General features: G+C 74.4%; 17 protein-coding genes and 3 tRNA genes. 10 read left to right on the top strand and 10 right to left on the bottom strand.

The features are described from left to right. Positions 1 to 19 precede the first annotated feature (19 nt). From ABT095_RS12935 to ABT095_RS12905, 7 genes are all read left to right on the top strand, one after another. Positions 20 to 436 (top strand): hypothetical protein, encoded by a 417-nt coding sequence (locus ABT095_RS12935; RefSeq protein ID WP_350529404.1) that lies wholly within the window; start codon positions 20 to 22, stop codon positions 434 to 436. Further along, complete coding sequence (locus tag ABT095_RS12930) at positions 433 to 3,888, top strand: NACHT domain-containing protein (RefSeq protein ID WP_350529403.1); 3,456 nt, start codon at positions 433 to 435, stop codon at positions 3,886 to 3,888. Before ABT095_RS12935 ends, ABT095_RS12930 begins: the two co-directional genes overlap by 4 nt. A gap of 106 nt (positions 3,889 to 3,994) precedes the next feature. Next, a complete protein-coding gene (locus ABT095_RS12925) occupies positions 3,995 to 4,168 on the top strand; it encodes a hypothetical protein (RefSeq protein ID WP_350529402.1) in 174 nt (57 codons plus the stop codon). Between the two features lie 396 nt (positions 4,169 to 4,564). Next, positions 4,565 to 4,753, top strand: a complete 189-nt coding sequence (locus tag ABT095_RS12920; RefSeq protein WP_350529475.1) for a hypothetical protein — start codon at positions 4,565 to 4,567, stop codon at positions 4,751 to 4,753. A 78-nt stretch (positions 4,754 to 4,831) separates the two neighbouring features. Then, the gene (locus tag ABT095_RS12915; protein WP_350529401.1) at positions 4,832 to 5,125 is read left to right on the top strand and encodes a Dabb family protein; all 294 of its coding nucleotides are present in this window, start codon (positions 4,832 to 4,834) and stop codon (positions 5,123 to 5,125) included. 167 nt (positions 5,126 to 5,292) lie between these two features. Next, positions 5,293 to 6,120 carry an RNA polymerase sigma factor SigF gene (locus ABT095_RS12910; RefSeq protein ID WP_350529400.1) on the top strand — a complete coding sequence of 276 codons (828 nt, stop codon included), beginning with the start codon at positions 5,293 to 5,295 and terminating at the stop codon, positions 6,118 to 6,120. Positions 6,121 to 6,292: 172 nt separating this feature from the next. Further along, positions 6,293 to 7,189, top strand: coding sequence for an RNA polymerase sigma factor SigF (locus tag ABT095_RS12905; protein ID WP_350529399.1), 897 nt, complete (start codon positions 6,293 to 6,295; stop codon positions 7,187 to 7,189). 17 nt (positions 7,190 to 7,206) lie between these two features. Here ABT095_RS12905 and ABT095_RS12900 read toward each other — a convergent pair whose 3' ends face one another. Together ABT095_RS12900 and ABT095_RS12895 are read right to left on the bottom strand one after the other, a co-directional pair. Beyond that, on the bottom strand, positions 7,207 to 8,100 hold the full coding sequence (locus tag ABT095_RS12900; protein ID WP_350529398.1) for a tyrosine-protein phosphatase: 894 nt from the start codon (positions 8,098 to 8,100) through the stop codon (positions 7,207 to 7,209). A gap of 120 nt (positions 8,101 to 8,220) precedes the next feature. Beyond that, positions 8,221 to 8,418 carry a hypothetical protein gene (locus tag ABT095_RS12895; RefSeq protein ID WP_350529397.1) on the bottom strand — a complete coding sequence of 66 codons (198 nt, stop codon included), beginning with the start codon at positions 8,416 to 8,418 and terminating at the stop codon, positions 8,221 to 8,223. Positions 8,419 to 8,561: 143 nt separating this feature from the next. Between ABT095_RS12895 and ABT095_RS12890 the strand changes: the two genes are divergently transcribed. Beyond that, positions 8,562 to 9,542, top strand: a complete 981-nt coding sequence (locus ABT095_RS12890; protein ID WP_350529396.1) for an aldo/keto reductase — start codon at positions 8,562 to 8,564, stop codon at positions 9,540 to 9,542. Between the two features lie 109 nt (positions 9,543 to 9,651). On the opposite strand, the gene ABT095_RS12885 is transcribed toward ABT095_RS12890, so the two are convergent. From ABT095_RS12885 to ABT095_RS12875, 3 genes are all read right to left on the bottom strand, one after another. Beyond that, positions 9,652 to 10,497 (bottom strand): C40 family peptidase, encoded by an 846-nt coding sequence (locus ABT095_RS12885; RefSeq protein WP_350529395.1) that lies wholly within the window; start codon positions 10,495 to 10,497, stop codon positions 9,652 to 9,654. Next, the gene (locus tag ABT095_RS12880) at positions 10,494 to 11,714 is read right to left on the bottom strand and encodes an SPFH domain-containing protein (RefSeq protein ID WP_350529394.1); all 1,221 of its coding nucleotides are present in this window, start codon (positions 11,712 to 11,714) and stop codon (positions 10,494 to 10,496) included. Before ABT095_RS12880 ends, ABT095_RS12885 begins: the two co-directional genes overlap by 4 nt. Before the next feature lie 156 nt (positions 11,715 to 11,870). Next, positions 11,871 to 15,269 carry an Ig-like domain-containing protein gene (locus tag ABT095_RS12875; RefSeq protein ID WP_350529393.1) on the bottom strand — a complete coding sequence of 1,133 codons (3,399 nt, stop codon included), beginning with the start codon at positions 15,267 to 15,269 and terminating at the stop codon, positions 11,871 to 11,873. A 479-nt stretch (positions 15,270 to 15,748) separates the two neighbouring features. On the opposite strand from ABT095_RS12875, the gene ABT095_RS12870 reads away from it, so the two are divergent. Continuing rightward, positions 15,749 to 16,951: a globin domain-containing protein gene (locus tag ABT095_RS12870; RefSeq protein WP_350529392.1), complete on the top strand. Its 1,203-nt coding sequence runs from the start codon at positions 15,749 to 15,751 to the stop codon at positions 16,949 to 16,951. A gap of 57 nt (positions 16,952 to 17,008) precedes the next feature. On the opposite strand, the gene ABT095_RS12865 is transcribed toward ABT095_RS12870, so the two are convergent. The 3 genes from ABT095_RS12865 to ABT095_RS12855 form a co-directional block, all read right to left on the bottom strand. After that, positions 17,009 to 17,084, bottom strand: a tRNA-Arg gene (locus tag ABT095_RS12865). Between the two features lie 37 nt (positions 17,085 to 17,121). Then, positions 17,122 to 17,194, bottom strand: a tRNA-Arg gene (locus ABT095_RS12860). Between the two features lie 133 nt (positions 17,195 to 17,327). Beyond that, positions 17,328 to 17,418 (bottom strand) — tRNA-Ser (locus ABT095_RS12855). Positions 17,419 to 17,640: 222 nt separating this feature from the next. On the opposite strand from ABT095_RS12855, the gene ABT095_RS12850 reads away from it, so the two are divergent. Then, positions 17,641 to 21,408 carry a PAS domain-containing protein gene (locus ABT095_RS12850; protein ID WP_350529391.1) on the top strand — a complete coding sequence of 1,256 codons (3,768 nt, stop codon included), beginning with the start codon at positions 17,641 to 17,643 and terminating at the stop codon, positions 21,406 to 21,408. A gap of 46 nt (positions 21,409 to 21,454) precedes the next feature. Here the strand turns inward: ABT095_RS12850 and ABT095_RS12845 are convergent, their stop codons facing one another. Continuing rightward, positions 21,455 to 23,116 (bottom strand): long-chain fatty acid--CoA ligase, encoded by a 1,662-nt coding sequence (locus tag ABT095_RS12845; RefSeq protein ID WP_350529390.1) that lies wholly within the window; start codon positions 23,114 to 23,116, stop codon positions 21,455 to 21,457. 129 nt (positions 23,117 to 23,245) lie between these two features. Next, positions 23,246 to 24,151, bottom strand: a complete 906-nt coding sequence (locus ABT095_RS12840) for a glycoside hydrolase domain-containing protein (protein WP_350529389.1) — start codon at positions 24,149 to 24,151, stop codon at positions 23,246 to 23,248. Positions 24,152 to 24,198 lie beyond the last annotated feature (47 nt).

The following is a 24,198-nucleotide window of genomic DNA, read 5'->3' as shown; positions in this document are numbered from 1 at the left end:
GCTTTGGGATGATGGCGCCATGGGTACTTGGGGGCGGGTGGCCGGTTGGAGCGGGGTCGGGATCGTCGTGGCGGGGATCACGGTGTTCCTCACCTCACAGGGCCTGGACCGGGCGAACCAGTGGAGCGGGGTACTGAGCCTGTTCCTCGGGCTGGCCGGGCTGGTGCTGTCGGTGCTGGGCTTCTCACGCGCGAAGGCGGGGGCGCAGACGGTGGACGGCGCGAGCGCGGGCGGCTCGATCCGCGCGGTGCGGGGCGTCAAGGGTGACGTGGTGATCCGGTCCGCGGCGCCCACCCGGCCCGCCCCGGCGGCCGGGCCGGTGCCCACGACGGCGCCCGAGCCCGGTGCCCAGTCCGCCCGGGGAGCCAGGGCGGGCAAGGAGATCGACCTCATCGACGGGGTCGAGGGATCGGTCCGGCTGGACGAGACCCCGTGAGCGGCAGCTGGCTGCGCCGCTGGTTCGGGAGCCCTCAGTCGGCGGCCGAGGCGCAGGTCGGCGGCAGCATCATCCAGGTCAACGGCGTGCACGGCACCGTGTGGATCAGCGCCGGTGACACCGAGCCGCTCGAGGACCTGGAGGCGGCCCGGCAGCAGTACGTCGCCCGGCTGCACGAGCGGTACCACCGGCTCGACCTCGAGGTGCTGACGCCGCTCTCGCTGCAGGACGAGCCGCTGCCGATGCACCTGCGCGAGGTGTTCGTCCCCCAGCTGGTCCGGCCCAACCCGCCGTCCGTCGAACTGCCCCGGGAGCTGCTGCGCCGCCTGGCCGACGCGGGCGAGATACCGGCGGAGGAGCTGCCGCCCGGCATCGAACCGGAGGCGGTGGCCGCGCTGCGCGAGGCGTACCGGCAGCAGCCGGCCGTCCCCGTGCTCTCGGTCCTCGGCCGGGTCACGGACGGCCGGACGGTCCTGCTCGGCGACCCCGGCGCGGGCAAGTCGACCCTGGCCCGGTACCTCTGCCTGGCCCTGGCGGCCGGGGTCTCGCCGGGCCTGGAAGCCCTCGCGGAGCACCTGCCGCTGATCGTCGAGCTGCGCGGGTACGCGGAGGCGAGCTGGCGCGAGCGCACCTTCGAGGACTACCTCGCCCACCTGTACTCCACCGAGGGCCTCGGCCTGCCGCCCGCGCTGCTCAAGCGACAGCTGGGCGAGGAGCGGACCCTGGTGGTGTTCGACGGCCTGGACGAGCTGTTCGACCCGGGACTGCGGGACAAGGTCAGCCTTCAGATCGCGGCCTTCGCCCACCGCTACCCGCGGACCAGGGTGCTCGTCACCTCCCGCGTCATCGGCTACCGCTCCGGCCCGCTGAGCGCGGCGGGCTTCGACCACTACATGCTGCAGGACCTCGACCGCGCCCAGATCGGCGAGTTCACCGAGCGCTGGTACGGCCAGGCCTGCCCGGCCGACGCGGCCGAAGCACGGCGGCTGCGGCGGCGGGTGCTGGACGCGGTGGAGCACTCGTCCTCGGTGCGGGAGCTGGCCGGGAACCCGCTGCTGCTCACCATCCTCGCCATCATCGGCCGCCGCCGGGAGCTGCCGCGCGACCGGCGCACGGTCTACCAGCACGCCGTCGAGGTGCTGGTCGAACACTGGGACCCGAGCAAGTACCTGACGGACCGCCGGGTCGACAACGGCATGCCCTACATCTCCGCCGAGGACCGGCTGGAGCTGCTGCGGCTGGTCGCACGGCGGATGCAGGAGGGCGAGAACGGCATCGCCGGCAACCACATCCCCGGCGAGGACCTGGTCGCCGCCTTCGAGGTCTTCCTGCGCGAGCGGTACGAGCTCCCCGCCGACCGGGCGGCGCCGGCTGCGCGGGCGATGCTGCAGCAGTTCCGGGAGCGGAACTTCATCCTGAGCCGGTTCGGCGGCGAGGTGTACGGCTTCGTCCACCGGGCCTTCCTGGAGTACCTGGCGGCGGCCGACATCGCCCACCGGTTCAACCGGGAGCGCTCGCTGACGGAGGAGCAGCTGCTGGGCGAAGTCTTCGGCGGGCGGTGGCGGGATCCGGCCTGGCAGGAGGTGCTCCTGCTGCTGGCCGGGGAGGTCGACGAGCGCTTCGTCGCGGCGGCGGTCGACCAGCTGCTGGCGGCGGATCCGGGCTGGCCGCAGGAGGGACGGGCGGTGCCGGAGCAGGTGCTGCTGGCGGCGCGGTACTTGGGCGAGGTCCGAAAGCTCGGGCTGCTGACGCGACAGAGCGTCGCGGTGGTGGACGCGCTGGGCCAGGTCCTGGAGGACTGCGAGCGGGAGGGCCGGGACTTCCTGCCGGACGGCTGTGCCGAGCGGTACTCCCAGGTCGCGCCCGTGCTGGCCGGTCTCGGCCCGGGCTGGCGTGGACGGGAGCGGCTGCTGCACCGTCATCTCGTGTACGCGGGCACGGACGACGTCGTCGGCAACTCGCTGGGCATGCTGTCGGCCCACCTGACCGCCACTCTCCTCGCGGGTGACCGGAGCGACTTCTCCGCGCTCCGGCGGTGGGCCGCTTCGGCACGGGCGACCCACCGGGCCGCCGCCGTCCGGGCCCTGTCCGTGGGCTGGCCGGGCGATCCTGAAGTGGCCGCCTTCCTGGCCCCCATGGTTGCCGACGACCCGGACACCGGCGTCCGACGGACGGCACTCGCCGCACTGGCCAATCTGTGGCCGGACGACGACCGGGCCCACGAGGCCCTGGGCAGGGCGTCCCGCTCGGACCCTGAGGACTCGATCCGCCTCCTCGCCGCACTGCACCTGTACCGACCGGCGAGCACGCAAGCCGGCCGCGACGACCCCGGCCCTGACCGTCCGGAAGGCGGAGACGGCTCCGATCCGCTGGCTTCGGCCAAGGACCAGGCCCTCAACGATCCCGATCCCATGGCCCGTAGAGCGGCCTTCCACATCCTCGGCCAGATCACCCTGCCCGGGGCCCGTGACTTTCTCCGTGACGTCGCCACCGGCGACGCACGACCCGGGCACCGCGCGGACGCCTTGGACGCCCTGAGGATGTTCTGGCAGGAAAGCCCGGACGACTCGGCGCTGATCTACCAGCGGGCCCGCCACGAAGCCGACTCGGCGCCCCGCTGTGCCGCGCTCAGGGCCTTGGGAAGACCCGCCCGACAGGATCCCGAGCTGCTGGCGTTCCTGCTCGAGCTGGCCGTCGGTGACGCCGACGCACAGGCCCGGCTCGCCGCCACCGAGGCCGCCGAACAGAGTGCGCCGTACGCCAGGGCCACGGCCCTGCTGGTCGACCGCGCGGCGAACGACCCGGCCGCGGAGAACCGGCGGACCGCTTACCACCTGCTCGCCCCGGATCCGCACGTCCCCGGCCTGGTGGAGCTGCTGTGCGAGCACGGTCTGACCGATCCCGCAGGGGATGTCCAGCTCGCCGCCCTGGCACACGTGATCGCCACCCCGGTCAGCGATCCGCTGCTCGCCGAGCGCCTCGGTGAGCTCGCGGTGGGCAGCGTTCCGTACGTCCGCGCCCTGGCCGTCCGGGCCCTCGCGGCCAACCACCTCGCCGAGCCCGCCGTACGGGAGCTGCTCCAGGACCGCGCCGCCACCGACGAGTCGGAGGAGGTCCGCGAGGTCGCGCTCTACGCCCTGGCGCGTGGCCTGCACCCGGACGCCGAGTTGGCGGCCTTCCTGCGCGAGCGGGCGGTCGAGGACGCGGACGAAGCTCCCCGCTCGGTCGCCCTGCGCAGGCTGCCGTTCGCGCAGCCGGACGCCGCGGCGACGATCCCGTTCCTGGGCGAGCGAGCCGTCGCCGATCCGTCCGACCGCGTCCGCGTCGAGGCGCTCCGCGCGCTCGCCTTCCACTGGCCCGACGACCCACGCACCGCCGCCGCACTGACCCGCGCAACCGCCGACGATTCCCAGGCCGTACGCGAAGAAGCCGTCCGGCTGGCCGGGGGCTGACACCAGGTACCCCGGGGTCATCGGCCGTTCAGAGGGGGTGCCTATGCTGGCCCGGCACGGTCGGCATCCGGGTTGGCCTTGCTACACCGAGGGAGGGCCCTGCGCCATGGAGAACCAGATCATCCACAAGGCCGCGTTCCTGCTGCACGAGTGCCACGAGCCTGAGGCCACCGTGGTGGAGCGGCTGAAGGACTACTTCCCGCACCTGTCGCTGACCGAGCGCGAGCGCTACGTCTCGGAGGCCTGGGACCAGGTGCACACCAAGAACGGCGCCGTCTGAGCACCGAGCCCCTGAGACGAGAAGAGGCTCCGCACCCGGGCCACTGACCACCAATGCCCATGTGAGTGCGGAGCCGCTGCTCGGAGGGGGGAGCAGCCTCGGGGGGACAGACTGCTCCCCCGGGCGGAGCTCCCACAACCGGTGCCGCGTCGGGGGGAAGCCGCGGCACCCGGTCCCACAGCGGGGAGTTCCGGTTCCATGTACCGGGGATTCCTGCCAGATCCTCGCTACGTCATCCATCCTGCCGGGGTGGCGGACGGCGGGCATCGGGAGAAAGACCGCACTCGCCGGGACCTTCGTCCCGCCGGGTGAACGCGTCTCTCACTGCTTCGGCCATCCGGTGGATAAGCTGCGAGCAGGAGCGGACGGACGAACGGGCCGTCAGAGGCCAGCAGAGTGGCAGGGAGGCGGGCCGAGGCGATGGCACAGGCGCGGAAGATCGGCATGTACCTCCTGCTCATTTTCGTCATCTACACGATCATCACGTCTCCCGCCAGGGCGGCCGAACTGGTCCAGTCGGGTTTCGTCGGCATCTCGGACGCGGCCAAGGCGGTCGGCACCTTCATGACCGGGCTGGTCAAATAGCGGGCGGGTGCGACGGCCGGCGAACGCGCCGGTTACGGTGAGCCGGTTCAAAGCCCTCAACCCGCTAGGAGCGGCATCGTGATCCGGCACCTGGTCCTGTTCAAGCTCAACGACGGCGTCACCAAGGACGACCCGCGTGCCGTCGCGGGCGCCAAGGCCTTCGAGGAGCTCGGCGCGCTGATCCCCGAGCTGCGCCAGTGGGAGTGCGCCTGGAACATCACCGAGCGGGACATCGCGTACGACTTCGCGATCAACAGCCTGGTCGAGGACCGCGAGAGCCTGCAGGCGTACCTGACCCACCCGGCCCACCAGGCCGCCGCCGGGCAGTGGCGTGAGTTCGCCACCTGGGTGATCGCCGACATCGAGGTCTGAGCCCGGACGGCCCAGCGGTCGTACCCGAAGAATCAGCGCAGGCCCCCGGAACCGCAGCCGTTCCGGGGGCTTCGTCGTGCCCTCGACCGGGTGCGGCCGAATGCCTGTCAAGCCGCCAACACACCTATTTGCGGTGCTTGCCCGCTCATGGCACGACTTGTGATGCTATGACCGATTTTGCCGACTTCGGGAGGGGTGACGTGCTCGTGCGGACGCAGGGGACGCAGGAAGGCGCCGCAGTGGACGTGCGCACCCTCACCCGGGTGCTGTTCGAGCGGCTCACCGAGCTCCCGCCCGGCGCTCCCGAGCGGGACCGGGTGCGGGCGGCGTTGATCGAGGTCAACATCCCGCTGGTGCGGTACGCGGCCACCCGGTTCCGCAGCCGCAACGAGCCGATGGAGGACATCGTCCAGGTCGGCACCATCGGCCTGATCAACGCGATCGACCGGTTCGACCCCGGGCGCGGGGTGCAGTTCCCCACGTACGCACTGCCGACCATCCTCGGCGAGATCAAGCGGTACTTCCGGGACAACGTCCGCACCATGCACGTGCCCCGACGGCTGCAAGAGCTGTGGGTGCAGGTCAGCGGCGCGATGGAGGAGCTGACGGTGACCCACGGGCGCACCCCCAAGGTGCCCGAGATCGCCGCCAGCCTGCGCATCCCCGAGGAGGACGTCCGGGCCTGCCTGGACGCCGGGCGGGCCTACAGCGCGGCCTCGCTGGAGGCCGCGCAGGAGCACGAAGGCGGGCTGGCCCTGCTGGACCGGCTCGGCTACGAGGACTCGGCGCTCGCCGACGTGGAGCACCGCGACATGGTGCGCCACCTGCTGGTGCAGCTACCCGAGCGGGAGCGGCAGATCATCATGCTGCGGTTCTTCGCCAACCTGACGCAGTCCCAGATCAGCACCGAACTCGGCATGTCCCAGATGCACGTCTCGCGACTACTGTCGAGGATCCTGACTCGGCTGCGGACCGGTAACTCCTGGGAGGAGTGAGCCGGCCGACAGGGCTGACCCGGGAGTCGCTGCGCGTGACCACGATGTGACAAGTTGCGACGTTCGGGTTTGCCGGGGCGCGTGATCCGGTATGGAGCTGGAGAAGTCGTCCGACCGGGAACTGCCACTCGGTAGCGCCCGTTCAACTGTCAGTCACGAGGGGGTGGGGTGCATGTCCGGAGAGCCGGGCGGCGCAGAGATCCACAGTGCCACGACCGTCGCCGAGCCGGCCCCTGCGCAGGTGGCCGCACTCATCCCCGCGCAGAGCGGTCCGCTGCCCGGCCAGAGCGGTCCGCTGCCCGAGATCGACCGGACGCTGGACACCCGCACGCTCTCCCGCTCGCTCTTCCAGCGCCTGGCCGGCCTGGAGCCGGACAGCGCCGAGCACACCTACGTCCGTGACACCCTGATCGAGCTCAACCTGCCGCTGGTGCGGTACGCCTCCGCGCGCTTCCGCAGCCGCAACGAGCCGATGGAGGACATCGTCCAGGTCGGCACCATCGGCCTGATCAAGGCGATCGACCGGTTCGACCCGGAGCGCGGGGTGGAGTTCCCCACCTTCGCGATGCCCACCGTGGTCGGCGAGATCAAGCGCTTCTTCCGGGACACCAGCTGGTCGGTGCGGGTGCCGCGCCGCCTGCAGGAGCTGCGTCTGGCCCTCACCAAGGCGGGCGACGAGCTCTCCCAGCGCCTCGACCGCTCCCCCACCGTGGCCGAACTGGCGGCGTACCTCGGCGTCTCCGAGGAGGACGTGGTCGAGGGCCTGGCCGTCGGCAACGCCTACACCGCCAGCTCGCTGGACTCCAGCCCCGGCGAGGAGGACGGCGACGGCCCGCTGGCCGACCGGCTCGGGTACGACGACCTCGCGCTGGAGGGCGTCGAGTACCGCGAGTCGCTCAAGCCGCTGCTGGCCAAGCTGCCGCCGCGCGAGCGGCGGATCATCATGCTGCGCTTCTTCGGCAACCTGACGCAGTCGCAGATCGGCGAGGAGATCGGCATCTCGCAGATGCACGTCTCCCGGCTGCTGACCAAGACCCTGACCCAGCTGCGGGCGGGCCTGGTCGAGTAGGCCCACCCGGGCAGACCCTAGTCGAGCAGGTTGTGGCGCAGGCCGGCCAGGACGGTGTCGTCCAGGCCCAGGCCCTCCTGCCAGAACTTCTCGAAGGTGCCCCAGCCGTTCTCGAGCTCCTCGAAGGCGGCCTCCAGGTACGGCCGCTCGGCGTGGAAGATCGGCAGCATCAGCGACGGGTCCTTCATCAGCCCCTGGCTGCGGAAGCTCTCCACGATCGTCTTGATGATGGCGCCCGAGCGCTCGTTGGTGAGCAGGTAGTCGGTGAAGACGGTCTCCCGGTCGACGCCGAGCGCGGTGAGGATCAGCGCGGCCGCCCAGCCGGTACGGTCCTTGCCGGCCGAGCAGTGGAAGAGCACCGGCGGCCCGTCCGGCGCGGCCACCAGGCGCAGCACCTCGGCGAAGCGCTCGCGGCCGAGCGGCGAGGTGACGAACCAGCGGTAGAGGCCCTCCATCATCCGGGCGGCCTTGCCGTCGCCCAGCACCTCGCGCTGGCGCTCGGCGTCCCGCCCGGCCAGCGCGTCGCGCAGCGAGACGTAGATGTCGAAGTCCGTGGCGTAGACCGGCACGTGGTGCAGCGTGATCCCGTCCGGCCCCTCGGGCTCGACGGTGACGCTGTCGGCGGAGAACTCGGCCGAGCGGACCTCGGCCACCGGCAGGCCCGGGATGACGTCGGGCCCGGCCTCGCGGACCTCCTCCATGCTGCGCAGGTCGATCACCCGGCGCAGGCCGCTGCCGGCCAGCACCTCCAGGTCGCGCTCGGAGAGCCGGTTGAGCGCGTCCGAGCGCAGCGCGACGCCCGAACGGACCCGGCGGCCGTCCTGGGTGAGGTAGCCCCCCAGGTCGCGGGCGTTGACCGCGCGCTCCAGGCCCAGGTTGCGGGCGGTCTCGACGGACGGCTGCTCGGTCACGGCTCCTCCTGGGGGTACACGGGCTCGGCGCACGGGCGTACGAGTGCGCCGGACTCGATCAGTCTAGGGCGGTACGCACCGGACCGACCGAGCCCGGAGGAGCGCGGTGTCAGGAAGGGGTTACTTGACGGCGAGCCAGATCACGGCCGCCAGAACGGCGAGGGCGACCACCGCGATGCCGACGATCTTGCCGGTGCGGTTGGAGCTGGCGGAGCCGTAGGTGGAGACGGAGCCGGGAGCCTGCGGGGCGGGAGTCTCGTCGACGAACGCCCGGAACATCTGGGTGCTGCCGGCGGGGTCGTAGTCGTTGTCAGCCATGGCAGGGACTCTAGCCAACTCCGCCGGTCAGCCGACACCCCGGACCCCCGGGCGGGTGACCTGCGGTGAGGGACTTGAGACATCAGGGCGCGGATTCGGCGCGAGGCGCCCCCGCCGGGTGGCCGATCGGGTTGACTGCCGGTATGACCGACACCCACAGCGACACTCCTGCCCGGGGCAGCGGCAAGGTCAGCCTCGGCGGCTCGGAACTCCACGTCTCCCGGCTCTGCCTGGGCGGCAACGTGTTCGGCTGGACGGCCGACCAGGCCCAGTCCTTCGCCGTCCTGGACGCCTTCGCGGCCGGCGGCGGCAACTTCGTCGACACCGCCGACGTCTACTCCGCCTGGGTACCCGGCCACCGGGGCGGCGAGTCGGAGACCGTCCTCGGCGCCTGGCTGCGCAGCCGGGGCAACCGGGACGAGATGGTGATCGGCACCAAGGTCGGCGGGCACCCGGCGATGCCCGGCATCTCGGCCGCGAACATCCAGGCCGCCACCGAGGGCTGCCTGCGGCGGCTCGGGGTCGAGCGGATCGACCTCCTCTACACCCACTGGGACTTCCCCGAGACCCCGGTCGAGGAGTTCGTCCCGGCCCTGGACGCCCTGGTCCGGGCCGGGAAGGTCCGCGCGGTGGCCGCCTCCAACATCAGCGCGGCCCGGCTGAGCTCCGCCCTCGACTTCGCCGCCCGCGAGGGCATGGCGGCGTACGTGGCGGTGCAGCCGCACTACAACCTGGTCTCGCGGCGCAGCTACGAGGGCCCGCTGGCGACCGTGGTGGCGGCGCGGGGCCTCTCCTGCCTCCCCTACTACGCGCTGGCCTCCGGCTTCCTCACCGGCAAGTACCGCCCCGGCGGCGGCCGGGCGGACTCCGGCCGGGGCCACGGCGCCGCGGACTTCCTCAACGACCCGCGGGCCCTGCGCGTCCTCAGCGCGCTGGACAAGGTCGCCGACCTGCACGACACCGAACCGGCGACGGTCGCGCTGGCCTGGCTCAACGCCCAGCCGACGGTGGCCGCACCGATCGCCTCCGCACGGACCGTCGAGCAGCTCCCGGCGCTGCTCGACGGCGCTCGGCTGGCGCTGACGGCGGAGGACCTGGAGCTGCTGGACGCCGCGAGCAACTAGGCACTGTCCAGGGGCGCGGGGAACTGACCCGCTGTGCGCCAGTGCGGCGATGTGCGTGGTTGGCCGCGCCGTTCCTCGCGCCCCTGGTGGTGCTGCCCCTGGTGGTGCTCTATGCCCTCCCGAAGTGGGTGGGGTAGTAGCCGGCCGAGAGGGTGGAGATGCGGACTGTCTTGCCCGGGCGGGGGGCCTCGACGTAGCGGTTGTCGCCGAGGTAGATGCCCACGTGGTGGATGCCGGAGGCGCGGCCGTTGCCGGACCAGAAGACCAGGTCGCCGCGGCGGAGCTCGCCGGCGGTGATGGCGGTGGTGGCCCGGTACTGGTCGTCCGCGACGCGGGGGAGGCTGATGCCGCTGCGGCGGTAGGCCTGCTGGACCAGGCCGGAGCAGTCGTAGCCGGAGGGTCCGTTGCCGCCCCAGACGTACGGCTTGCCGAGCTGGGCGAGGGCGTAGCCGATGGCGGCCTCGGCGTTGGAGCCCGAGGCGGGCGGGGGCGGGGTCACCGGGGTCGGGCGGCTGCCGGACCGGCCGGTGCGGTCGAGGTAGACGTCGTAGTGGCTGGTCCAGCGCCACTCGCCGGAGGAGTTGCGGAACCAGTAGCGCGAGCCGTCCCAGCCCTGCTGCTGGCCGCCGCCACCGCTCGGGGCGGTGCTGCGGTTCAGGTAGACGCTCTGGTGGCTGGTCCAGCGCCACTCGCCCGAGGTGTTCTTGAACCAGTACCGCGCGCCGTCCCAGCCCTGCTTGCTCGGGGCGGGCATCGCGTTGGCGGTGGTGGCCCCGACGGTGAGGCCGAGGACTCCGGCGCCGGCCAGCACGGTGGTGGCGATGCAGGTGCGGCGGACCAGCCGGTGTATTCGACCCCCGGGGTCCACCGGAGGTGCGGTGCAGGCCGCGCAGGCGCAGGGGCCGTCCGGGGCGTCGGCGAAGCGGATCGGGCTGCGGTCGGTGGCTATCTTCATGCGGGGCGTCCTTCCTGGTGGCCGGTCCTGACGGCCGGCCGGTGGCTGCCCGCCCGGGAGCCGGGCGAGGGTACGGGGGCGGTGAGGGGCACACCGGCGGGCGAGACGAAGGCGACCAGCAGCTGCTCCATCAGGGCGCTGCGGGCGGCCTGGTCCAGCTCGTTCGCGGTGGCCCGCTCCAGCCGCCGCACGGCGAGGGCGGCGGCCTCCACCGCGTCGTCCACCAGCACCGTCCGCAGCCCGGCGTCCAGGTCGGCGAGCCGCCGGCGCCGCATGCTCTCCGCCACCTCCGGCGCGTACTCCAGGGCCAGCGGCTGCACGGAGTAGACCTCGAGCCCGGCGGGGGCGGTCTCGGCGGCCAGCGCCCGGGTGAGCTCGTCGGCGAACCAGTTGCCGTCCCGCAGGGCCGGGCCGGGGGCGGAGTTGCTGTCGCAGGGCAGCGTGCTGGCGGTGCGGGTGAGCACGGCGTGGGTCTGCTCGCGCAGGTAGTCCTCGTGCTCCGCGAGGCCGAGCACGGCCCGCGCGGTGTCCCGGACCCGCCAGACGATCAGCAGCTGGACCACGATCGGGGTGCCGGTGCGGTCGGTGACGGTGACCGGTTCGCTGCGCCAGTGCCGCAGGCGGACGTCCACCGGGAGGCGGCGCAGCGCGGGGTTGACCCAGACCAGGCCGTGGCGGCGGACGGTGCCCCGGTAGCGGCCCCAGCGGGTGAGCACCCTGGTCTCGCCGCTGCCGTTGACCAGCAGACCGGCGAGCACCAGGACCGCCACCAGCGCGGACGCGGCGGCGACGGCCACCACCGGGGCGGTGACGTCCGGCCCGCCGGTCTCCTTGGCGACGGCGCTGCGCAGGTCCGGCAGGGCGGCCAGGTGCGGGAGCACTCCGGTGCGGGCCAGCGCGACGGCGACGCCGGCCAGCGCGAGCAGCAGCACGAGCAGGGCCAGCCAGCCGGGCAGCGCGCGGGCCGGGCGCTCGCGCAGCGTCCCGTCGGCACGGGGCGGCCGCCGGGCGGCCGGGTGGTGGCCGGTGACCGGCTCCTCCGGGACGACCACCCTGGGGGTGGGAGCGGTGGGCCGCTCCAGTTCGTCCTCGGCGAGCGCCGGGGGCGTGGTGCGGATCAGCGGCTTGGCGACGGCCTCGGCGAGGGCGCGGGTGAGGCCGTTGGCCGTGTTGAGGGGGGTGGGTGGGTCAGGTCGCGGATCGCGGGTTGCGTCCATGTGCACGGGTCCTCGGGGTCGGTGTTTCGCGCAACGGGCGGCCCGGATCTGACGGGCAGTGCCAGAGCCAGGCTAGGCTGATAACTCATCAAATGCGACATTTACGGATATGGCGTGTCGCTATCCGGACGACCCGGTCGCGGACGTGATGCAGGGTCAGCGGCCGCGGCGACGGCGACCGCTGCCACGCGCGAGCACCCGCCGGGTGACCACCGCCACGGCGGCGAGCAGCAGCAGCACGCCGAGGGAGGCGCCCCGCCAGCCGCGCATCGCGGACTGGTGGGCGGCCGACTCCGCGGTGTCGGCGGGCGGCGCGGCGAGGTCCCGGGCATCGACGCCGGAGTCCTCGTCGGGGGTGGCGGGGTCGGCCTGGTCCTGGTCGTCGGTGGCGGCGGGGGTGCGGCGGGGGCCGTGCGAGGAGGGCGCGGCAGCGGCGGCCGCCGAGGCGGAGCCCGCGGGCGCGGGGCTGGTGACGGGGGCCGGGGACGTACCCGGCACCGGGGCGACGGCGCCGGCGGAGGCACTGGCGACGGCACTGGCGACGGCACTGGCCGAGGCCGGGACGGGAGCGGCGGCCGGGGCTGCGGAGGGTGCCGCGGACTGAGCGGCGGCGGGCGCGGAACCCGGGGCCGGGGCGGCGGACTGGCCGGCAGCCGGTGCAGCCCCCGCCGCCGGGGCCGCGCCCGAGCCGGCGGCTCCGGTCGGCGCGGCGGCAGGTGCCGGAACGGCCGATGCGGGAGCAGCCGGTACGGGAACGGCGGCAGGCGCGGAGCCCGGGGCCGTGCCCGTACCGACGGCTCCGGTCGGCGCGGCTCCTGCCGTCGGGGCGGTGGGGGTGTCCGGCGCGGCGGGCGCGGGCACCGCCGGAGCTCCCGGGGCGGTGGCCGCGGCGGTGGGTGCGGCCGAGACCGACGGCGCCGGGGGCACCAGGACGGGGAACACGCCCGGCAGGCCCGGCAGTCCACCGAACGGCCAGGTCGGGTCGGCCACCGGCGCGGCCGAGGCGGAAGCGGACGGGGTCGGCGAGGCGGGGACGGCCGAGGCCGAGGTGGCGGGCGGGGTCGGCGCGGTCGACGGCGCGGGGGTCGGGACCGGGGGGACGGCCACCGGGAACAGGCCCGTGGTCACGCCGCCCGGCACCGGGTCCGCCGGAGCGGCCCCCGCCGTCGGGCTCGCCACAGCCGTACCGGAGGCCGGGGCCGTGCCGGACGTCGGGGCCGCGGTCGAGCCCGCTCCCGCCGTCGGAGCCGGGCTCGCCGAAGCCGAAGCGGAAGCGGAAGCGGACACGGAAGCGGACGCGGAAGCAGAGGCCGAAGCGGAGGCCGAAGCGGAGGCCGAAGCGGACGGCGACGGCGAAGCCGTGGCTGCCTTCGGGGCGTGGACGGTGATCGGGTCCGCCGCGGTGGAGTTGCCCGCGCGGTCGGTGGCGGTGAGTAGGAGCTGCTGGTCGCCCTCGGGGAGGTCGTGGGCGGGGGTGCAGGCCCAGCTGCCGTCGGCGGCGGCGACGGCGGTGCACAGGACGGCGCCGTGGACGGCGACCGTGACGGTGGCGGCGGCCTCGGCGGTGCCGGTGAGCCGGGGGCGGGACGAAGTGAGCGTCACCGGGCTGGTCATGGCGGGGCGGTCGGGGGCGGTGGTGTCGACCACGAGCGTCACCGGCTTGCCCGCCGTACGGTTGCCGGCCCCGTCCACGGCGGCGGCGGTGAGCTGGTGCTTGCCGTCCGCGAGGTTCTCCACCGGGAGGCAGTGCCAGCTGCGGTCGGCCGCCACGGCCGTGCTGCAGAGTTCGCCGGCGACCCGGGAGGCGCCCACCGTGGAGTCGGTGACGGAGACGGTGGTGCCGGGGTCGCCGGTGCCGGTGAGCAGCAGGCCGGGGTCGTTGGTGAACTCGGGCAGGGTGAGGACGGGCGCGCCGGGCGGGTCGGTCTTCACGGTCAGCTTGACCGGCTCGCCGCGCAGCACCACTCCGCCGCGGGTGGTCTCCACCGGCACCAGGCTGTGGGCGCCCTGTCCGAGGGCCTGGTCGGGGCGGCAGCTCCAGGTGCCGTCCGAGCCGACCTTGCTGCGGCAGAGCGTGGTGTCGCCCTCGACGATCTCGACGCTCGCCCCGGCGACCGCGCCCTCGCCGCGGATCTCCGGCCGGGCGTCGGCCACCACCGCGCCGCTGACCGGCCCGGCGATCTCGGGCTTGGCCGCGCCGACGGTGAGCGCCAGGCGCTGGTCGATCACCTCGCCGGAGTCGGCGAAGCCGCCCGCGCCGACCAGCTGGGAGGCGTCCCGGGCGAGCCGGAGCCGGGCCCAGGTCTCCCCCGAGGCGGCGCCGTCCGGCACCGTCCACTCCAGGGTGACGTTGGCCGCCCCGGCCGGGACTTCGGCCTGCACCCGCTCGGTGGGGTCGAACTTGCCGTTGTGGTCGAAGTCGATCCAGCCGGCCAGGGTGGCGGGCCCGCTGCCGGGGCTGACCGGCACGCTCAGGTCGTAGTAGCGGCCGATGGCGGCCTCGGTGGGGAACTTCACGGTCGGGTCCGCGCCTTGGTACTCGCCGCGGCCGGGCTGCAGCGCGGGCGGCGCGGGCTTCGCCCAGGGGTTGCCGTACCCGCGGTGGTCGACCTCGACCATCGGGCGGGAGAGCTCGTCGACCGCCTCGGGCTCCTGCACGCCTGGCACGGCCGGGGGCACCAGGCCGCGGGCGCTGTGGCCCACGGCCGTGGCCAGCCGGGCGGGCGGGGCCCCGCCGGCGTCCTGGCCGAGGAAGAGGTCGGAGAGCAGGTGGGAGGCGTTGCCGTACCCCTGCGGGGCGGTGCCGACGCCCTCGTCCAGAGTCACGGTGTACGCCTGGCGCAGCGGGACGGGCACCGTGGTGGAGCCCGCGCGGGCGGTGCTGCGCTGCTCGACCCGCAGGGTCACCGCGGTGACGGTGCCGGAGAGTTCGAGGCTGCCGAGGCCCTCGGTGGTGTCGTCGCCCGGGGCCAGCGTGTTGCCGCCGACCTGCCAGCCCGTCCAGTCGGTGCGCCCGACCAGGGTGGGGGCGCTGGGCGAGCCGCCGGTGACGGTGAGCCGGGCGGCGGTCGCGGTGGAGCCCGCCTTGCCGGTGGCGAGCCCGGCCAGGCCGCTGACGTGCAGCCGGGGATTGCGCACCGGCCGGGAGAAGGTGAGCTGCAGGGTGCCCATGGTGCGCCAGGAGCCGTCGGCGGTGGGGCGGTCCTCGGCGACGGTGAAGGTCTGCGCCGGGTCTCCCCCGCGCAGCCCGTCGGCGTAGGCGGCGGCCGCCCCGGCGGCGGTGGCGAGCTTGCCGGCGGCGGGGGTGGCGCTGACCCCGGGCTGCGGAGTGAAGTCGAGCGAGACGCTCAGGCCGGAGGGCAGCACGGCCCGGTGCTCGCCGGTCCAGGTGTCCGGCGTCTGCTGGGCGTCCACCACGGCCGGGTACCAGCCGATCAGCAGTGCGACGGCGGCGGTCAGGGCGACGGCCCGGCCGATCCGGCGGGAGGCGGGCGCGGCGGGGCGGATCCCGGAGCGAGCGGCGGAAGACGCGGCCGGGGGGAACTGTCGGTTCATCCGGCTCTCCTTACGATCACGTGCAGTTCGAGGGTGCTGTCGGTCCGGAACGGCACCGGCGGCCAACTCGCCGCTGCTGAAAGCGAGCTGATGGCTCATTTGCGCTGTTGCAGCCATAACATCCGACAAAAGGGAATCACGATGTGGAGCCAGTCATACCGCGACACCTGGGGCAGAGAACGCGTACCACCCGATTGGCCGCCAATGCACCCACAGCCTGGGACGTACCCCCTGACGACGGCTTTCAGCCATCCGGCCGCCCGGGCAACCGCCGGACACTGCGCGATGCCTGAGCATTCATCAGGGCACCCTGTTCGAATTGCCCGCCGCCTCAGTAGAGTCAGCCCCTGTGACGATTAACCCCGTTCTCATCAAGAGCAGCTATGCGGCGGTCGAGCCGTACGGCACCGAGGTGACCGCGCACTTCCACCGGCAGCTGTTCGAGCACGTCACTCGTCCGGAGGGCTGAGGCCGGCCCGGTGCCCTTCGACCCCGCGGTCATCCGCGCCAGCTTCGCCGTGGTCGAGCTGCGGGCCGCCCACGCGTCCCGGTACTTCTACACCCACCTCTTCGCCCACAACCCCGAGCTGCGACGGCTCTTCCCCACCGAGCTCGCCGAGCAGCGCGACCGGCTGTTCGCCTCGCTGACCGAGCTGGTGCTGCGCGCCGACGACCTCGACCGGCTGACCGGCTACCTGCGCGCCCTCGGGCGGGACCACCGCAAGTTCCAGGCCCTGCCCGAGCACTACCCCGCGATCGGTGCCAGCATGATCGCCGCGCTGCGGCAGTTCTCCGGGCACTCCTGGACGCCGGAGATCGAGAAGGCCTGGACGGAGGCGTACACCGTCATCTCCCAGATCATGATCGAGGCGGCCCGCGAAGCCCCCGCACGGGGCCCGGCCTTCTGGGAGGCCGAGGTGGTGCACCGCCGCCGGGCCGCCCCCGACGTGGTGGTGCTCACTCTCGCCCCCGGGCACCCGTACCCGTACCGGGCCGGCCAGTACCTCTCACTCTGCTCCCCCCGCCGCCCGCAGGTCTGGCGGCCGTACTCGATCGCCAACGCCCCCCGGGTGGACGGCACCCTCGAGCTGCACGTCCGGCGGGTGCCCGGCGGGCAGCTCTCCACCGCGCTGGTCAACGACGTCGTCCCCGGCGAGCGGCTGCGGCTCGGCCCGGCCCTCGGGGACGCCTGCCTGGCCCGCGGCTCGACCCGCCCGCTGCTCGCCGTCGCCGGGGGCACCGGCTGGGCCCAGATCAAGGCGCTCCTGGAGGAGGCCGGCCGGACGGGCTGCCGCCCCGCCACCGTCTACCTGGCCGCCCGGGACCCTCGGGACCAGTACGACCTGGACTCCGTACGGTCGCTGGTGCACCGCCACGGCTGGCTGGAGGTGGTGCCGGCCAACCCCGCGCAGGGCGCCGCCCGGGAGAGCGCGATCGAGCTGCTCCGCGCGGGCCTGGCCGGGCGCGGCAGCTGGGCCGGTCACGACATCCACCTGAGCGGACCGCCCGACCTCGCCCCCGGCCTGACCGGGCTGCTGACCGACCTGGGCGCCGACCCCGAGCTGATCCGGCACGACCCGGTGCCGGCCACCCTCAACCGCACCCAGCCGCTGAGCTGCTCGGAGTGGTTCCTCGACAAGCGGGACGTGGCCTGGATCAACCGCACCGACCTCGGGCGATGAAGCCCGCCCGGGGTCTGGAACGGCAGAAGCCCCGGGCGGCTGCCCGGGGCTTCTGGCTGGTGCGCTCAGCAGGATTCGAACCTGCAACCTCTTGATCCGTAGTCAAGTGCTCTATCCGTTGAGCTATGAACGCGGGTGGTGCTGCGCGTTGCCGGTCCGAGGACCAGCAGTGCGCTCAGCAGGATTCGAACCTGCAACCTCTTGATCCGTAGTCAAGTGCTCTATCCGTTGAGCTATGAGCGCTCGCCCTGCGGGCCTGGGCCTGCGGGGCGGTGCAGGGACAACATTACATGACCTGCGACGCGGGGTGAAATCCATTGCCGCCGGGACGGCGAAGGGCCCCGCCAGCGGCAGCTGACGGGGCCCTTCGGTGAAGCGGAGGCTGAGGGATTTGAACCCTCGATGGGCTTTAAGACCCAAACCGCATTAGCAGTGCGGCGCCATAGACCGGACTAGGCGAAGCCTCCTCGCACGATCTGCTCCGGTCTCCCGGTGCACTCCGTGCGCATGTGATGATGCCACAGCCCAGGGGCTGAACACCAACCGCCGACAACGTTACTAGGCGGGTCATCCGCAGTGCAAAGAAGAATGGGATACTCCAGTCTCCCGAGGAGAGCGCGAGCCACCAGCCCGCAGCCCGTACAGAGGATGAGCCGGGCGCGCCACCAGCCGTGAGGAGACCTGTCGACGTGAGCAGCAGGCCGATCCGAGGTGCTGCCCGCCTCGCCGCGATACTCGACGCCCTGCCGGACGCGCTGCTGCTGGTCAACAGCAACGGCACCGTGGTGGACGCCAACCAGGCCGCGGTCCAGGCCCTGCAGGCCCCGGGCACCTCACTGGTCGGCCGCGGCGTGCTCGACCTGCTGCCGGAGTTCGACCCGAGCCGGATCCCCGGCTCGATGCGCCCGGCCCCCCGCGAGCCGGAGGGCCTGGACCACCCCGTGCGGATGACCGCCCGGCGCACCGACGGATCGACCTTCCCCGTGGAGGTCTCCGGCAACGACTTCACCGACGACGGCACCCTGGGCTCGGCGGACACCCGCTTCGGCTTCGACTCCGTCAGCTCCGCCGGCTCGGACCTGCTCCTGCTGCTCGTCCGGGACCTCTCCGGGCGCCTGGGCGTGGAGGCCGAGCTGCGGCGCCAGCACAAGCAGACCGAGATGATCCTGCGGGCCGCCGCCGAGGGCGTGCTCGGGGTGGACCTCGAGGGCCGCGTGGTGCTGGTCAACCCGGCCGCCGCGCACATCCTCGACTACCGGGCCAGCGAGCTGGGCGGCCGCGAGCTGCACCCGCTGGTCCAGCACTCCCAGGCCGACGGCACCCCGGCGGCGGTGGAGAGCTCGGCCCTGATGGACACCCTGCACTCGGGCCGCAAGCACCGGGTGCGCGGGGCGGTGCTCTGGCGCAAGGACGGCCACCCGGTGACGGTGGACCTCACCACCGCGCCGGTCCGCGACGGCGACCAGCTGGTCGGCGCCGTGATGACCTTCACCGACCGCACCCGCGAGCTGGCCCTGATCGCCCGCAACGAGCACCTCACCGCCGTCCTGGAGAGCGAGCTGGGCGGCGCCCTGGAGGCGCTGCACCGCCGGATCGACGCCCTCGCGGGCGACCCGGCCGGGCAGCTCTGGCCCGAGGCCAACTGGACGCTGCGGCGCCTGGCCGACGAGTGCCGCCGCTTCTCCACCCTGATAGCGGGCGTGCTCAGCCACCAGCGCTCCGAGGACGCGCTGGAGACCGGCCGACGGACCGCCCGGCGGGCGTCCGTACGGCTGGACGAGGTGGTGCGGGCGGCCGTCGAGCAGGCCGGGGAGCTGGTCGGCGCCGGGCGGGTGCGGTACTCGGTGCACGCCGCCGCCCTGGAGGTGACCGCCGACCGCGAGCGGCTCGCCCAGGCGCTGGCGCACCTGGTCGCGGACGTGAGCGGGGTCGCCCTCTCGCTGGACGGGCCGGCCGCGCCGGTGGGCGAGCAGCTCGGCGTCCCCGCGCTGCCGCCGGTCGGCGGGGACGTACCGAGTGTGGTGCTGGCCGCCGCGCAACGCGGCGAGGTCGCCCGGATCGAGGTCCGCGGTCCGGGCCGGGACAGCAGCCCGGTGCACCTGCCGATCGCCCGCTCGATCGTGGAGCGGCACGGCGGTGTGCTGCAGCGGCACGAGCTCCCCCAGGGCGCGGGCACCACGTACGTGGTCGAGCTCCCGCTGGACCCGGCGGCGGTGGCCAGGGCCGCGGCCGAGGGGCAGCGCAGCGTGCCCAAAGAGACCGACACCGCCATGCTCCCGGACCTCCCCGAAGTCCCCCCCGCTCCTCCCGTGATCCCCGCCCCCGCCGGGCCTGACGAACGGCCGGGACGGCCCGCGGAAGGGGACACTCCGTCGCAGGGCACCCCGACCGGCTGGCCGGTCGGCGGCGTGGCCGCACCCGACGCTCCCCGGGCCGACGGCACCGCCGCGCCGCAGGCCGGCCCCTCCGGCCGGGCCGACGACAGCTGGCCCGGGCTGCCTGCCGAGGGCGGTACGCCGCCGCACGGCCCGGGCGGTCGCCCTGGTACCGACCGCGCTCCGGCCCGGGCCGACGACAGCTGGCCGGGGCGGTCCGCCGAGAGCGGTACGCCGCCGCACGGCAGCCCCGCCCGGCCCGCGGCCGACGCCCCCGCCGCCCAGGACACCGCGGGCGGTACGCCGCCGCACGGCACGGCCGCGCCCGGTGCGCAGCTGCGGGCGGGTGAGACGGCGGAGGCCGGGGAGCCGGGGGTACGGGCCGGGCGTCGGCGCCGGGTGGCCGAACCGGCCGCCGCGCTGGCGCTGCCCGGGGTGCCCGACCCGGGGACCCCGCTCTACCCCGGCCTCGAGCACGCCCTGCCGGCCGCCCCGGCCGAGCCGGTGACCGCTCCGGCGGTGCCGCCGACCGGCCGCCGCCGACGCCTGGCCCTGCCCGGGCAGGCCGAGGCCCCGACCACCCCGGAGGCCGCCCCGGCCGAGGGCGCCGCCCCGCGCGCGGCCTTCGCCCTCCCCGCCGGTGACAGCACACCGGCCGAAGCCGCCACCCCGGACCACCCGGCGGCCTTCGCCCTGCCGGGCGCCGAGGCCACGCCGTTCGCCATGCCCGGCGGCGACAACGGCACCGCCGCCACCGACCGCCCGGCGGGCTTCGCCGCTCCCGAGGGCAGCAACCCCGGCACGCCGGACCACCCGGCGGCCTTCGCCCTGCCCGGGGCCGCCGCCGACCGCCCGGCGGGCTTCGCCGGGCCGGAGGCCGAGCGGCCGAACCCCGCCACGCCGGCCCTGCCCGGGGCGGGCGGCACCGGCGCCGAGCAGGCGGCCCCGTCCGCCGAGGCCGGGCAGCCGGGCCAGCCGCAGCCCGTCGGCAGCGGTCTGGCCGAGCTGACCCCGCCGCGCCCCCGGGGCGGCTTCGCGGGTGCGTTCCCGCAGGCCTTCCCGCCGGCGGCGGAGCCCCGGCCCGCCGCCGGCTCGGCCCCGAGCTGGCCCGAGCCGAAGCCCGGCGCCGTACCCGGGGCCACCGCGACCGCGACGGCGCCGCCCCAGCAGTGGCCCGATCCGGAGGCGGCGGAGGCCTCGACCGCGCTGCTCCCCGCCCTGCCCGCCCAGACCTCTCCCGAGGCCCCGGTCGAGCCCCGGACGCCACCCAGGCCGATGGCCGAGCTGGCTCTCGCCAGTGCCGAGCAGGTCGACCCGGCCGAGCTGACCATGGTCGCGCCCGCCGTGGACGGCGAGGCCCGGCGTCTGCTGGTCTGGCCGGAGCCGGACCCGTCGACCAAGCTCGCCCTGCAGGCCCGCGGCTACCGCCCGGTGATAGTCCGCTCCCGCGAGGAGGTGGACGCGCAGGTCGCGGCGTACCCGGCGGCGCTCTTCGTCGACCCGCTGACCGGCCCGATCACCCGCACCGCCCTGCAGTCGCTGCGCACGGCCGCGCTGAACAGCCGCGTCCCCGTCCTGGTCACGGCCGGTCTCGGCCAGGCCACCCGGGACGCCGCGTACGGCGCCGACCCGGCCGTGCTGCTGCGGGCGCTGGCGCCCCGGGACAGCGAGCAGCACGCCCCCCGGGTGCTGCTGGTGGAGTCCGATCCGGACATCGCGGCGGCGCTGATCACCAGCCTGGAGCGGCGCGGCATGCACGTCGAGCACGCCACCAGCGAGAACGACGCCGTCTCCCGGGCCAGCAGCGTGCAGCCGAACCTGGTGGTGATGGACCTGCTGCAGATCCGCCGCCGCCGGCTCGGCCTGCTCGACTGGCTGCGCACCAACGACCGGCTGCACCGCACCCCGCTGGTCGTCTACACCTCGGTGGACCTCGACCCGCAGGAGCTGCCGCGGCTGCGCACCGGCGAGACGGTGCTCTTCCTCGCCGAGCGCTCGACCTCCGAGGACGTGCAGGCGCGGATCGTCGACCTGCTCGGCCGGATCGGCGCGCTGGGCGAGGTCTCGGCCGCGGGCCGGTGAGGCGTCGCGGTGGCCGCCGGTCGGTGACCGGCGGCCGGGCGGGGCGTCAGCCCTTGCCGAGGACGGTGACGTCGAGGGCGTTCTCGGCGTAGCTGGCCCGGATGACCTTCTTGTCGAACTTGCCGACGGAGGTCTTCGGGACGCTCTCCACGACCGACCAGCGCTCGGGCAGCTGCCAGGAGGCGATCCGCCCGGCCAGGAAGTCGCGCAGGCCGGCCAGGCCGACGGTGGCGCCGGGCCGCAGCACCACGGTGGCCAGCGGCCGCTCGCCCCACTTCTCGTCCGGCACGGCGACCACGGCGGCCTCGGCCACCTCGGGGTGGGCCATCAGGTGGTTCTCCAGCTCGACCGAGGAGATCCACTCGCCGCCGGACTTGATGACGTCCTTGGCGCGGTCGGTGAGGGTCAGGTAGCCGTCGGCGGTGATGGTGCCGACGTCCCCCGTGCGCAGCCAGCCGTCCGGGCTGAACTTGTCCTCGGGCCGCTCGGGCTCGGCGCCGGCACCGGCGAAGTAGGCGCCCGCGATCCACGGGCCGCGCACCTCCAACTCGCCTGCCGAGACGCCGTCGTGCGGCATCCGCTCGCCGCCGGGGCCGATCAGGCGGGCCTCGACGGAGGCGGGGAAGATGCCCTGGGTGACGCGGTACGGCCACTCCTCCTCCGCCGTGAGGCCGGTCGGCGGCAGGGCGAAGGTGCCGAGCGGGGAGGTCTCGGTCATGCCCCAGGCGTGCACCACGTTGATGCCGTGCCGCTCCTCGAAGGCCTTCATCAGCGCGGGCGGGCAGGCCGAGCCGCCGATGACGACCATCCGCAGCGAGGAGACGTCGTGACCGCCGGCGTCCAGCTCGTCCAGCAGGCCGTTCCAGATGGTCGGCACGGCGGCGCTCAGGGTCGGCCTGACCTGGTCGATCATCGCGGCCAGCGGCGCGGGCTGGAGGAAGCGGTCCGGCATCAGCAGGTCGGCGCCGACCATGAAGGAGGCGTGCGGCAGGCCCCAGGCGTTGACGTGGAACATCGGCACCACCGGCAGGGCGGTGTCCCGGCTGGAGAGCCCGAAGCTGTCGGCCGAGGTGAGCTGCAGGGCGTGCAGGTAGACCGAACGGTGGCTGTACACCACGCCCTTGGGGTCGCCCGTGGTGCCGGAGGTGTAGCAGATCGCGGCGGCCTCGCGCTCGTCGATCTCGGTCCGCCACGGGTAGTCGGTGGGCCGGCCGGCGATCAGCGCCTCGTACTCGTGCACCCCGCCGGTGAAGTCCGCGAGCAGCGCCGGGTCGTACGCGCCGCTGACCACGATGTGCTGGAGCGTCGGGTTCAGCTGCGGCAGCACCCCGGCGAGCAGCGGCAGGACGCTGCCGTTGACGATGATCACCCGGTCTGCGGCGTGGTTGATGATGTACGCCAGCTGCTGGGCGGGCAGCCGCAGGTTGAGGGTGTGCAGCACGGCGCCCATGGACGGGATGGCGAGGTACGCCTCCAGGTGCTCGGCGTTGTTCCACATCAGGGTGCCCGTGACACTTCCCTCGGTCACGCCGAGTTCGTCGCGCAGGGCGTGGGCGAGCTGGGCGGCGCGGGCGCCGACCTCGGCGTAGCTGCGGACCACGGGGCCGGTGCCGTCCCAGGTCGTCACCTTGGACCGGCCGTGGATGGTGCTGCCGTGCTGGAGAATGCGGGCGACGGTGAGCGGGACGTCCTGCATCGTGCTGAACACGGGTCCTCCTTGACCGGGCGGGCTGGGGCAGGCCCGGCTACTGACCGGTAGCCATGGCTGCTCAGCCCGATTCTGTCGGTCCCGGCGCCCGCTGTCAGCCGCCTCGCCCGGAGTGAGACCTCGCTTACGTCACGGCGCCACCAGGCCGTCGAGCTGGTCGCGGTCGACGGCCAGGGTGGCTCCGCCGTAGGTCTCGCGGACGTCGCCGTGGTGCTGGTGGACGCGCTGGTGGTAGACCCACTGGTCGGCGCCGAGGGCGCCGGTGCCGTCGGTGCTGGCGCGGTCGTCCCATCGGGCGTACCAGACCACGTCGGGCATCGGGGAGTTGCCCGCGCGGGCGGCGGCGGAGAGGTCGCGGATGCCGGAGTCCGCGCTGGAGTAGAAGCCGGAGTGGTAGCCGCTCTCGTGCAGGGCCTGGGTCCAGCCGAGGGCGAAGTCGACCACGGCTCTGGTACAGGCCGCGTCGCCGCCCGGGTAGGTCTCGATGTCGAGGTAGACCGGGGTGCCCTGGCCCAGGCCCAGGGCGCGGACGGCCCGGGCGGCGTCGGCCGCCTCGGCCCGGCCCTGGTCCACCGCGTGGGCCGGGTCGATCCGGTCCGGCTTGTGCGGCAGGGCGCTGCACGGGGCCTGCCGGCCGACGTGGGTGGGCAGCAGCTGCCAGCCCATGCCCCGCACCTGGCGGACCCAGTCGGGGGTGAGCCGCCGCTGGTCGCAGGCGCGCTGACCCCCGCTCACGTAGATGCCGACGGCACGGTACGGCGAGGCGTCCCGCCAGGCCCGCATGGTGCTCAGCTCGGGGGCGCTGCAGGCGTCGAAGCCGGGGCCGGTGAAGACCTTCGAGGGCAGCGCGTCCCGCTTCCTCCTGGAGTCGGGCAGGACGGTGGGGGGCGGCTGCGGGGCGGGGCGGACGGCCCCGGCGAGCTCGACCCGGCGGGCGGGGCCGGCCGGTGCCTCGGTGACCTGGGAGAGGGGATCGGTGGCGAGCAGCAGGACGAGGGTGGCCGTCGCGAGGGCTGCCGGTCCTAAGTAGCGCATTCTTCGGTGGTACTGACGCCCCCTCGCCCGAGGGCGGCAGGCTCGCC

Origin of the sequence: Kitasatospora sp. NPDC002227, from assembly GCF_040296285.1 — a bacterium.
Classification (GTDB): domain Bacteria; phylum Actinomycetota; class Actinomycetes; order Streptomycetales; family Streptomycetaceae; genus Kitasatospora.
Note: the sequence above shows the minus strand (reverse complement) of the source record. Positions and strands in the feature narration are given on the sequence as shown.